Origin of the sequence: Myroides sp. LoEW2-1 (genome assembly GCF_009767705.1) — a bacterium.
Classification (GTDB): Bacteria; Bacteroidota; Bacteroidia; order Flavobacteriales; family Flavobacteriaceae; genus Flavobacterium; species Flavobacterium album_A.
The window spans coordinates 1-11,752 of record NZ_WSPP01000014.1; the positions used below are offsets into that span (position 1 = coordinate 1).

The 11,752-nt window shown below is 34.6% G+C and carries 7 protein-coding genes; 3 read left to right on the forward strand and 4 right to left on the reverse strand.

Going from position 1 to position 11,752, the window contains the following annotated elements; all coding sequences use genetic code 11:
- Window positions 1-472: 472 nt before the first annotated feature.
- Window positions 473-1,564 carry a lipase family protein gene (locus GOQ24_RS01430; RefSeq protein ID WP_160338979.1) on the reverse strand — a complete coding sequence of 364 codons (1,092 nt, stop codon included), beginning with the start codon at window positions 1,562-1,564 and terminating at the stop codon, window positions 473-475.
- Between the two features lie 115 nt (window positions 1,565-1,679).
- Here GOQ24_RS01430 and GOQ24_RS01435 point away from each other — a divergent pair, with 115 nt between their 5' ends.
- The 3 genes from GOQ24_RS01435 (at window position 1,680) to GOQ24_RS01445 (ending at window position 5,522) form a co-directional block, all read left to right on the forward strand.
- Window positions 1,680-2,324 (forward strand): HdeD family acid-resistance protein, encoded by a 645-nt coding sequence (locus GOQ24_RS01435; protein ID WP_155091516.1) that lies wholly within the window; start codon window positions 1,680-1,682, stop codon window positions 2,322-2,324.
- An 81-nt stretch (window positions 2,325-2,405) separates the two neighbouring features.
- On the forward strand, window positions 2,406-3,026 hold the full coding sequence (locus GOQ24_RS01440; RefSeq protein WP_160338980.1) for a hypothetical protein: 621 nt from the start codon (window positions 2,406-2,408) through the stop codon (window positions 3,024-3,026).
- Window positions 3,027-3,335: 309 nt separating this feature from the next.
- Window positions 3,336-5,522, forward strand: a complete 2,187-nt coding sequence (locus GOQ24_RS01445; RefSeq protein WP_155091514.1) for a glutamine synthetase III — start codon at window positions 3,336-3,338, stop codon at window positions 5,520-5,522.
- 204 nt (window positions 5,523-5,726) lie between these two features.
- Here GOQ24_RS01445 and GOQ24_RS01450 read toward each other — a convergent pair whose 3' ends face one another.
- The 3 genes from GOQ24_RS01450 to GOQ24_RS01460 are packed head-to-tail and all read right to left on the reverse strand — an operon-like array spanning window position 5,727 to window position 11,225.
- Window positions 5,727-8,819, reverse strand: coding sequence for an efflux RND transporter permease subunit (locus tag GOQ24_RS01450; protein ID WP_160338981.1), 3,093 nt, complete (start codon window positions 8,817-8,819; stop codon window positions 5,727-5,729).
- Window positions 8,820-8,832: 13 nt separating this feature from the next.
- Window positions 8,833-9,930, reverse strand: a complete 1,098-nt coding sequence (locus GOQ24_RS01455) for an efflux RND transporter periplasmic adaptor subunit (RefSeq protein WP_160338982.1) — start codon at window positions 9,928-9,930, stop codon at window positions 8,833-8,835.
- A gap of 20 nt (window positions 9,931-9,950) precedes the next feature.
- Window positions 9,951-11,225, reverse strand: coding sequence for a TolC family protein (locus tag GOQ24_RS01460; RefSeq protein WP_160338983.1), 1,275 nt, complete (start codon window positions 11,223-11,225; stop codon window positions 9,951-9,953).
- Between the last annotated feature and the right edge of the window lie 527 nt (window positions 11,226-11,752).

Below are 11,752 nucleotides of genomic sequence, written 5' to 3' on the forward strand. Positions count from 1 at the left end.
TTAATATGTCCTCAATATAGATAGAATAGAGTATTACGAGGATTGATGCTCTAAAAAAGACTATATCTGAGTAACATCTTAAAAAATATCATATCCTTATAGTTGATTTTTTTTGCAAACAGTATGTTAAAATTTTGTTTTTACATTAATAATACTTGGTAAGTAAATGGTTTGTGTTTGTAAATGTGGATTATTTTAATGTGTTTAATGTAAAAATAATAGTTGTTTGTTTTATTTAATTGATAAAATAACAAAGATGTGTATCTTGTGCCAAGTAATAAGATTAAAAAAGAATTAAACATAGAACAACCCTAACCTAACTATAACTATAATCAATTGAAAAATTGTATTGTGTAAAAGAGACCTAACCAGTCTCTTTTTTTTTTGATGTAGATAAAGCTTTTTATTCGACCATTCTTTTCAGTAAGGGGGGAACAAAAAAAGGCTATCTCATTAAAAGATAGCCGTTGTATTAAAGTTGTTTATTTGTAAGATACTTATAAGCTGGTGGATTGTGGTGCGTCATGATACTTTCAACTTCATTAAACGTCTTCATATATTCTTTATCCTGGATACCATTAAGAATAATAGGGTTGCTTACCCTGTGGTAATTGGCATTTTGAAGATACTTTGGTTCTTGTAGTTCAGGTAAATCTTTGTGGATTTGTTTAAATATAAAACCACCTAAATACTTGTTGTACTTCTTGACAGATTTTTTAGTAGGGTTTTTAAGCCCTTTGAATATGCCTTGTGCAAACCATCTTTTGGGCCAGCTAATTCCTTTAAACATTTTGGTAGTTTCTTTATCCGAAAAAGGACTAATAGCATTAAAATCACTTAGCATTTGCGTAGTAGGTGGTACTTCAGGTACCCAATCTAAAGTATTGATAACTGTATAACTCCATTGCCTTGTGAGTGCTTCGTATTGATAACTAAAATACAGATTACCTGGTTTAGGTGCAGCGATTGCGTAGGTCTTTATTCTCAGATCTTTTGGAAGCTTGTTATCTTTTTGTTGCTGATATAAATTTGCAGTAAGCAAAATGGCGATTGCAGCCCCTTGACTATGCCCTGAAATAATAATATCCCTATGTCCATGAGAAAGTAAGCTGTCTAATTTCGGTTTGATATCTTGCATCAGATACAAAGAGGCAATAGTCCATCCCGCGTGAACTCCTGCTCGAGAATCTTCTGATAATTTGTAATAGACTGTAGTATTAGCATCTAATTTTATACTGTCTGTACTTGGAATCATTGCCGCGTAGTAGTTGGCCATCCAGCTTAGGCCTTTGTTGACAGAACCTCTAATTGCAATTTCGTGGATTCCCTTTTCATTTTTATACAGTGACCACTTATTAGTTAAGCCTATATCATTTGATGAGTAAATCCTTTCGTAATTCGTTAGATCATTTAAAGAGTCTTTGGGATATGCTTTGTGTAGGTCAGTAGCTAATTCAATACTGTTCAGTATCTCTTGTTTATCGTATTTGGGGCTTAGCAGCTGTGCATTGCAAAAATGACTTAGACTTAGAAGTGAAATTATAAGTGCTGATAACTTTTTCATTTATAGTATTTTGTAGTAAATTTATAGAAATAACCTTATTCGAATGACAAATTTACTTCTTATAATGGAGTAAAGGGAATAAAATTTGATTGGGAATTAAACAAAAATCTATATTATGGCACACAGAAGTATTTTAAAACACATTAAGAGCAATGTGAAACATTGGTATATACCAGTTATCTTGGGTATATTTTTTATGATAGGTGGGTTCTTTATTTTCTCCACTCCATTAGCATCTTTTATTACGTTAACTTGGCTATTTGCCTTTTTGTTCTTAGTTTCAGGGATATCAGAAATTATTTTTGCCTTAGTCAATAGGAATGAACTTGAAAACTTCGGATGGTTGTTATTCGGAGGTGTGATAGATACTATTTTAGGGTTAATACTTCTTAACTCGATGGAGTTATCAATGGCTATCCTGCCGATCTATATTGGAATTATCTTAATGTTCCGTTCATTTAGAGGAATGGCTGTATCATTTGAATTAAAGGAATACGGAGCAAAGAATTGGTTCGGTATTTTCATTCTTGCATTAATTGGTCTTATCTTCTCTGTGATGATGGTTGCTAACTTTACTTTTGGAGCATTTACTATTGTGTATTGGACGGCCTTTACTTTTATCTTCTTGGGGGTATCAAGCTTAGTATATGGTTTTCAATTGAGAAGCTTAAAAAAGCACGCTGGGCGAATTAGCGAAGATTTAGCAAAACGCTATGAAGAAATTCAAGAAGAGATAAATAGAGCGATTCACAAGGAGTAATCTTAAATTTATACTAAGGTAATAGTGATTAATACTAAAAAGGTAGTACATTACGTTTTATTATTTTAATGTAGAGTTATTATGAAAAAGTTTTTTGGTATTGCACTATTAATCATTGGAGGAGTAGTTGCAGCAAGTTGTACTGGTTCAGACGGACCACAAGGACCTCCGGGGCCTCCAGGACCTCCGGGATCTGGTAATGGTAATGGTAATGGCAATGGTATTATTGCAGTGTATGAAAAGTTTGATGTTAATTTTGTACAGAATAAAGAGGTGCCAAATCAAAGTAATGAGTATAGAATTGAACACCCTATTGATTTAGGATTAGGAGATGCTGTATTTGTATACTTTTTAGATGGTGTTGATAAGGATGCACCTATATGGACGCCTTTACCAAGAGAGTATAACGATATCGTGCTAAACATTAATGGAAAAGAGGAAAAATCAAGTATCAAGTACTTTTATAACTTTGGTCCTTTTAATGTTGATTTATTTGCAAGAGGAAATCACGATTTAGTAAATTACGATAAGGTAGGACAAATAAGTTTTACCAAAGGACTTGTGTTTAGACTGGTTTATATTCAGGCAGATGACCCGAAAGAAATTAAGTCAGCTAATAATGTTGTGCCATCTAAGCGAGTAAGCTACGATGAGTTAGTAAAGAAATACAACTTTAAAGAAGAAGATGTAATTAAGCTTTAATTACAATTCAACATAGTAAGAGAAGGAGAAGCTAATTTAGCTTCTCTTTTTTTATTTCTGCCCTTTTTACTTTCGAGTTAAGTCGCACTATCCCTAAGTATTAAAACAAAGGGAGAATACAGGGTTAATTAAGCTGTACGAGGCTATAATTGGTTTGCTATATTTTGACTTTGACCAGGGGGTGGTAGGTTGTAAAGATTATTTTTTACATGATTGAGTAAAAAAACAAGGGGGTGTTGGTTGTTTTTTTGAACTTTTTCATACATTTGCATCACTAATAGAGGGGGTGCCTTCTGAAAAACAATAATTATGTCAACATTTCGTTTTCGAGCAATTGAGAAAGCAGCGTCAAGAGAACCTGTTAAAGTAGAGGAGCTGGGTAGAAAATCATTAATTTTTGGTGACAATGTTTTTAATGATAAGTCTATGCGTCAATTTTTAACTCCTGAAGCTTATCAGGCAGTAAAGAATGCCCAGTTAGGGATTAAAATTGATAGAAGGTTAGCCGATTACATTGCTTTAGGTATGAAGGAATGGGCCTTATCAAAAGGAGTAACACACTACACTCACTGGTTTCAACCATTAACTGGTACTACAGCAGAGAAGCACGATGCCTTTTTTGAAACGCAATTCGATGGCGATCCTGTTGAAAAGTTTAACGGTAGCCAATTAGTACAACAAGAACCAGATGCATCGAGTTTTCCAAACGGTGGTATTCGAAATACTTTTGAAGCAAGAGGTTATACTGCATGGGATCCAACCTCTCCAGCATTTATATTTGGCTCTACTTTGTGTATCCCAACTGTATTTATTGCCTATACTGGTGAAGCCTTAGACAATAAAACACCTCTTTTAAAAGCTATTAATGCTATCGATGATGCAGCTACAGAAATAGCAAAGTTATTTGATAAAAATGTCAAAAAAGTAATACCTACTTTAGGATGGGAGCAAGAGTATTTCCTTGTGGATTCTGCTTTAGCAGAGTCAAGACCCGATATCTTAACTACTGGAAGAACACTTTTGGGGCACACTGCTGCAAAAGGACAACAGCTTGATGATCACTATTTTGGTTCTATTCCGACTCGTGTGTTGAATTATATGCACGATTTAGAGAACAACTGTATATTGTTGGGGATTCCAGTTAAAACAAGACACAATGAAGTAGCTCCGAATCAGTTTGAGTTGGCTCCAATCTTTGAGGAGACAAACTTAGCTGTGGATCACAACTCTTTGTTAATGGATGTAATGAAAAAAGTGGCTGAGCGTCATCACTTTAAAGTGTTGTTCCATGAAAAGCCTTTCAAAGGGGTGAATGGATCTGGTAAGCACAACAACTGGTCTTTAGCAACTGATACGGGAGTAAACCTATTAAGTCCCAGTAAGACACCGAAGAGCAATCTACAATTCTTAACTTTCTTTATCAATACGATTAAAGCTGTAAATGAGAATGAAGAGTTATTGCGTTCGGCAATCGCCTCAGCAAGTAATGATCATCGATTAGGTGCTAATGAAGCTCCACCTGCTATCATGTCTGTATTCATTGGACAGCAGTTGACAAAAGTGTTAGAGGAGTTGAAAGAGGTAACCGATGGAAAACTATCTCCTGAAGAAAAGACTGATTTAAAACTCAACGTAGTTGGGAAAATTCCAGATGTGCTACTTGACAATACCGATAGAAATAGAACTTCTCCATTTGCCTTTACAGGTAATAAGTTTGAGTTTAGAGCTGTAGGTTCAACTGCCAATTGTGCTGGACCAATGACTGTACTAAACACGATTGTTGCAAAACAATTAAGAGCATTTAAAGCACAGGTAGATCAGTTAATGGGCGAAGACGGTCTAAAAAGAGATGAAGCAATCTTTAATGTATTGCGTGAATACATCAAAGAGAGTGAGCGTATTTTGTTTGAAGGAGATGGATATAGTGAGGACTGGGAGAAAGAAGCTGCAAAGAGAGGTCTAAGTAATAATAAGACAACTCCAAAAGCATTGAAAATCAAAAAGTCTGAAGCGACAATTTCTCTGTTTGAAGAAATGAATGTAATGACGAGAAAAGAAGTATTAGCTCGCTACGAAATAGAATTAGAAGAATACGTAAAGAGAATCCAAATAGAAGGACGTGTTTTAGGTGATATTGCAAGAAATCACGTAATCCCAACTGCTATTCGCTATCAAAACCTTGTTATAGACAATGTAAAAGGGCTTAAAGAAATATTTGGAGAAGAAGACTTTAGCAATATTGCAAGTGAACAACTACAAATCATCAGAAAGATTAGTTACCACATTGCAGAGATTAACGCAAAAGTTACTGAGATGACTAATGCGAGAAAGAAAGCAAATCTCATAGAAGACATTGAAGAACAAGCACACGTATACTGTGAAGAGGTTAAGCCATATTTTGATATTATCAGATATCACAGTGATAAGTTAGAGATGAAAGTGGACAATGAATTGTGGACATTAACTAAGTATCGTGAATTGTTATTCACTAATTAAGAGCATTTAAAAATCGCTATACAACACAACACTTACTGGAAAAGGTCTTATCAATTTGATAAGACCTTTTTTATTGTAGTTGTACCATTAACTACCACATAGATTATCATATGTGAGATTTATATTAAAACAAACAAATAAAAAAAGGAGACCAACAAAAATGTCAATCTCCTCTTTCAAACTAGCTACTTAAATAAAATAATGTTATTGTTTTTCTTTATTCTTATATGCCCAGTAGAATATTAAAGGCAATACTGTAAATGATAAAATCATACATACAATAAGTCCACCAACAATCATAATTGCCAAGGGCTTTTGTATCTCAGATCCCATGCCATGAGATAGTGCTGCAGGAAGTAATCCCATAGATCCCATCAAGGCAATCATAATTACAGGTCTGATTCTACTTTTGACCCCATCTTTAATAGCGTCAATTAGCTCCATTTGTTTGCGCATATTTTCTCTCATGACACCAATAAGGACTATACCGTCAATCGTCGCCACACCAAATAGGATAATGAATCCAATACCAGCAGAGATTCCAAATATTGTTCCTGTCATCCATAGGGATAAGAAACCTCCTATAAAGGCAAATGGAATTGTGATGGAGGCAATGGCAGTATCCTTAAAATTGCCAAAGTTGAAGTACAACAAGAATAAAATCAATACAAGAGATACAGGAACGACTAACATCAATTGATTTGCCGCTCTTTCTTTACTTTCAAATTCACCTGCCCATTCGATTTTATTTGATTTAGGCAAGTGTACATTGGCTTCTACTTTTTGTTTTGCCTCTGCTATTGTACTTCCAAGATCTCTACCTTCTATACTAAAGCCAACCCCAATATAGCGACTTGACCCTTCTCGGTAAATAAAAGCAGGACCCGTATGATAATCAATTGTTGCTATTTCCTTCAAGGGAACTTGTTTACCATCTAAGGATGGAATAAGGATATCTCCAATTTTCTCCGCTGAATCACGATAGTTTTTATCGAATCGCAAAACCACATCAAACATTCTCTCATCTTCATAAAAAGTAGTAGCTGCCTGTCCACCGATAGTCATAGCTATCACTGCTTGTGCATCGGCAGTAGTAACGGCGTATTTTGCCATCTTGTGATCGTGAAGAGAAATTCTCAATTCTGGTAATCCGATATTCTTAAAGATATTTAAGTCAGTAACACCTGGTACGTCTTTTATGCTCTTAGCTACCTGATTAGCATAATCTTCCAGTTCAAATAAGTCATTGCCAAATATCTTGATAACCAAAGAACTCTTAACTCCTGCAACATATTCCTCAACGTTATCTTGAATAGGTTGACTGAACCCAAAGTTAATACCTGGGTATTTTTCAAGTGCAACGCGCATTTCTTCTAATAATTCATCCTTGGAAATACTTCTATTCCATTGGCTCTCTGGTTTGAGTTCGGTGTGAAATTCAATATTAAAAAATCCTGTTGGATCAGTACCATCATTAGGGCGACCGGTTTGAGTAAGAACAAACTTAACTTCGTCAAACTCGCGTAGTATACCTTTCATTTCTTTGGTTAATCGAACAGATTCATCAAGATTAATACTACTTGGGAGAGTAGCACGCACATAAATCGCCCCTTCATTTAACTTCGGTAAGAACTCTGATCCATAGTAGTGAAAGCGCACGCCGCAAATCACTAATAGTACTGTAAATAAGCTGAAGGTTACTCTCTTGTTTTTAAAAGCTACCTCAAACATTTTGTATATATTCTTTTTAAAGAAACGAGAGATCATATTTTCCTTTTCTTCAATATTCTTTGTCAAAAGAATTTTACACATTGCAGGAACATAGGTTAAACTCAGAATCAGTGATCCTAATAAGGCATATCCCAATGTAAAGGCGAGTGGAGAGAACATTTTACCCTCTACTTTTTGGAAAGAAAATATTGGCATTAAAGCAACAATCAAGATTAAAAGCGCAAAGAATATATATCCAGCTACGCTTCCTGCACTTTTCTTAATAGTACCTAATTTGGACATCTTATTGAATCGCTGCATGCCCACCATACTTGCTTTTTTCTCTAATCCTACAAATACGTGCTCCACAATTACTAAAGTACCTTCCAGTAATAATCCAAAGTCTAAAGCTCCCATCGAGATAAGGTTTGCAGGGAGTCCTTGTATTTTTAGCATTATGATAGCGAATAAAAAGGCAAGGGGAATTACTGAAGCTACTATAAAAGTTGTGCGCCAGTTGTACAAGAAAATAAATACGATGATAGAAACAAGTATAACTCCCTCTACCAAGTTCTTAGTTACTGTGTGAACTGTTGTATTAACTAAATCAGTACGGTCTATGATAGGCTCTATTTTTACATTCTTAGGTAGAATGCGCTCGTTGAGTTCTTCTATTTTATCTTTCAAACCAGTAATCACTTCACTTGGATTCTCTCCGCGTAGCATAACTACAATCCCTTGTACCACATCGTCCTCATCTTGAAAACCTACTTGTCCTAATCTTGGTTTGGCACTGATACTCACATTAGCAACGTGTTTGACTAATATAGGTGTATTTCCCTTTACTTCGATAAGGATATTTTCTATATCCTCCACGTTATCTAATAAGCCAACCCCTCTAACAACATAAGCCTGATCGCCGCGTTGAATCACATCTCCACCTACATTTATATTGCTTTTCTCAACGGCCTCATATACATCTAATGGCGAAAGATCATAGTTAACCAATTCAGTTGGGTTGATCTGAATCTCATATATTTTTTCTTCCCCACCAAAGCTCACAATATCAGCAACACCTGGAACAGAAAGTAATTCGCGTTCAATTACCCAATCTTGAATTGACGTAACTTCTTTGATCGGCAAGTCGCTTTTGATAATGTATCTGAAAATTTCGCCAGTTGCCCCTGAAGGAGGTTCTATTTCAAAGTCTGCACCCTCAGGCAGATTAACATTGCCCATTCGATTTGATGCGTATTGTTGCGCATAGAAATCGTCTATTTCATCATTGAATAAAACGGTCACTACAGACAATCCAAATAAGGAGATAGAGCGTACCTCTGCTTTATTTGGTATGGTATTCATCTCTTTCGAGATAGGTAGAGTGACGAATTTTTCTATTTCTTCAGCACTTCTTCCTGGCCATTGCGTAATAATACGTGCTCTGGTATTAGTCACATCAGGAAATGCCTCAATAGGAGTGTGTATATAACTATAGATTCCTCCAAAAAGCAAGATTAAAACCCCAAAAAGGACGATAAAAGTGTTTTTAAGAGAAAATGAAACTATATTTCTAACAAATTTTTGCATGTTTTCTTCTACTTTATAGTTTGTTTGTTAATTGCTCATAGATCAATAATTCATTTGTAGTAATGACTTGGTCGTTTTCATCTATGTTAGCATTGACATAAGTATATATATTATTCTTGGCGATAGGAGATATACTTCTTATTTCCTGATGACAGTCGTCTTTATAGACTACCACATAGTTTTGATTATTATCGAATATGATCGCGTTATTTGGGATAGCAAGAGCATTTCCTTGATTGTCGTCTAATTGAATAATTACATCAGCTGCCATACCTGGTTTTAATTTCATTTCGGTATTATTCATGGTTACTTGCGCTTTCAAGACGCGTTCTTCACTATCAAAAACTTGTGAAACTAACGAAATTGTCCCTGCAAAGTATTCATCTGGATAGGCAAGTGTACTTACTTGTACCTTTAAGTCTTTCTTGATGTGTCTCATACTCGTCGCATAGACGTTGATCATTACCCATACATCACTTAGATCTGCTACTGTAAACAAAGCTTCTTCTCCAGCAGAAACAGTTGAGCCATTGGCGATATCTTTGCTGACAATGTATCCAGTTATAGGCGATTTGATTAAAAAAGAACCTGTTGAAGCATTAGCTTCATATCGATTTAAATTCGATCTGGTAGCTTTGACTTTGGCTTCCAAAACGCTTACTTCACTTTGAGCTTCAATTAACTCTTTCTGAGAGGAGATGCCGTCTTCATACATTTGCATTGTCGATTCTAATTCTCTTTTAGCCAGTAGTAAATCTCTTTCACTTGACTTAAGGTCATCTTGTAACTCGCTCAGATCGGTACTGTTTATTTCTGCTAATATTTGTCCTTTCTTTACGTAATCTCCTATAGAGAAGTTAACATGGGTAATAACGCCGTCAACAAGACTGATATAAGGAACAGTTTTGTCTTTGTTATAGTCAATAGTTCCGTTTAAGGTGATTGATCTTTCGATAGGACGAGTAACAACTTTCTCTATTTTTAGACCTTCTTTGACTTCAGCTGGAACGCAATAAGGCTTGTCTTGAATCTCTGATACTGATTGTTCATTTTTACAAGAACTCAAACTTATGGCAGTAAGAAGAAATAGGGGATATATATATTTGTGCATGATTGTATCTTTTTAGTTTATTATAATTCTTTTCCTATAGCGTATTGAAGAACTTCGAAGTAATCAATAACATCTTTCTTCGTTTCTAAAATGAGGTTTTTGTTATCTAAATAAGCTTCTACAAAATCTAAGTATTCTATTAGGCTTACATTTCTCTTTTCAAAATTTCTAAAATAAGCCTCGATAATCTTATCTAATTGGACTTCGTAATCTTTGTCAATTTCCTGGTACAGACTCAAAGCGTTGTTATAATTTCTAAAAGCCTCAATAATCTCATTGGTTATCTCGTTTACCTTGGATTGTGTTTCTAATTTTGTCTTTTCTATTTCGAGTTTAGCTTCTTTTATTCCTCCTTTATTTCTATTGAATATTGGCAAGTCAAAAGAAAGGCCTAATCCCACAAAATCTCTCATGATATTACCTCCGCGATCATAGTCAATTGCCACTGTAAAATCAGGTACTCTTTCTGCTTTTTCAATCTCCAATCGCTGGACAGATTGCTTTTCTAAATTTCTACTTAACAACACATCTGGTCTAAGTTCCATAGCGTCAATTACCCAATCTTGTAATTGCATTTCAGAGACTTCTTTGATAGGTAAACTAAGTTCTTCACTGATCTGAATGGTCAAGTTTTCACTTATGCTAATGAAGTTTTTTAGTTCTTTGAGTGTTTCTTCATAGTCTTTCTTCAATTCGAAGTATTCCTTTTTTAATTGAAGTTCAGCAGCTTTTAGTCGCATATACTCAGCTTGACTGATATTGCCGTGATTTAACTGAGTCGCATAAGCTTTATTAAGGCTTTTAGTTTTGTCAATTTGCTGATTGTATATATTCAATTGTTTTTGGAGCAATTGCAATTGACTGATATTCTTTCTCAACTCCAACTTAGCTTCACGCAGGATACTTTCAAACTCTTTTTCCTTTTCTTCAATAGTTAGTTTTTGCAAGGCGATGTTCTTGCGTCTTTTTCCAGCTGTTTGAATTTCTTGCTCTAAGTGAAGTGAGATTTGTTGCGCTTCCCCCCAGTTTTTAAATATGATAGGTTGTTCTTCTATATCTGTTGTCTTCCAGAGGTTGACTTCCGAAATTTCAAAAGTAGGGTTAGGCCATAGTCTGGCTTGTATTAATTGGGCTTCTGCTTGTGAAATTTCAAGTCGCTGTGCCAATAAATCTAAATTCTGTTCTAAAAACTTAGCTTCTAATTCTTCTCTTGTCAAGCTAATTACTTGCTCTTGGCTATAACCTATAACAATAGGTGCTATGCAAGCCACGATGTAAAGATACTTTTTAAGCATTTTCTGTGATTTTAACAATTTCAAAAGTATGTTATTCTGATTATAAGCAGATTTGATTCAGATTAAAGCTCTATTAATGTTACATTAGAATTTGATTAGAGTTTTTATCTTCTCATTTCTCTATTATAGTCTTACAACTTTTATTCCAAAGTTTGGAATGTGTGAATTAGTACTATTTGGCGTGCAGTCTGCACAGAATGTATAGCATTTATTTTAACAATTACATACTCATTTGCAACTTCAAGAGTTGAGTATAACTTCACACAATTATCGATTAAACTGCATAAATACATAGTATGAGAAATGTCTAAAAATAAATTTAATCATAACTTATTGATTTTCATTTAAATAAGTTGTTTTTGTTATTCACATATAGTGTCATGATTAAAAAAAAAAGGTACAAACAAATCATGTGGAAAGTGTTTTGGCAAAATAATTGTATAGAAGTGCGCATAAAATGAATCAAGTAAAATGATTTTAAGCCCATTATTGATATTAAGAGTTTATCCTTATTGGTTAATCTTTAT

Coding starts and splice junctions, on each gene's coding strand:
- GOQ24_RS01450 (WP_160338981.1), bottom strand. CDS start 8,819: ATGCAAAAATTTGTTAGAAATATAGTTTCATTTTCTCTTAAAAACACT.
- GOQ24_RS01455 (WP_160338982.1), bottom strand. CDS start 9,930: ATGCACAAATATATATATCCCCTATTTCTTCTTACTGCCATAAGTTTG.
- GOQ24_RS01445 (WP_155091514.1), top strand. CDS start 3,336: ATGTCAACATTTCGTTTTCGAGCAATTGAGAAAGCAGCGTCAAGAGAA.
- GOQ24_RS01460 (WP_160338983.1), bottom strand. CDS start 11,225: ATGCTTAAAAAGTATCTTTACATCGTGGCTTGCATAGCACCTATTGTT.
- GOQ24_RS01440 (WP_160338980.1), top strand. CDS start 2,406: ATGAAAAAGTTTTTTGGTATTGCACTATTAATCATTGGAGGAGTAGTT.
- GOQ24_RS01430 (WP_160338979.1), bottom strand. CDS start 1,564: ATGAAAAAGTTATCAGCACTTATAATTTCACTTCTAAGTCTAAGTCAT.
- GOQ24_RS01435 (WP_155091516.1), top strand. CDS start 1,680: ATGGCACACAGAAGTATTTTAAAACACATTAAGAGCAATGTGAAACAT.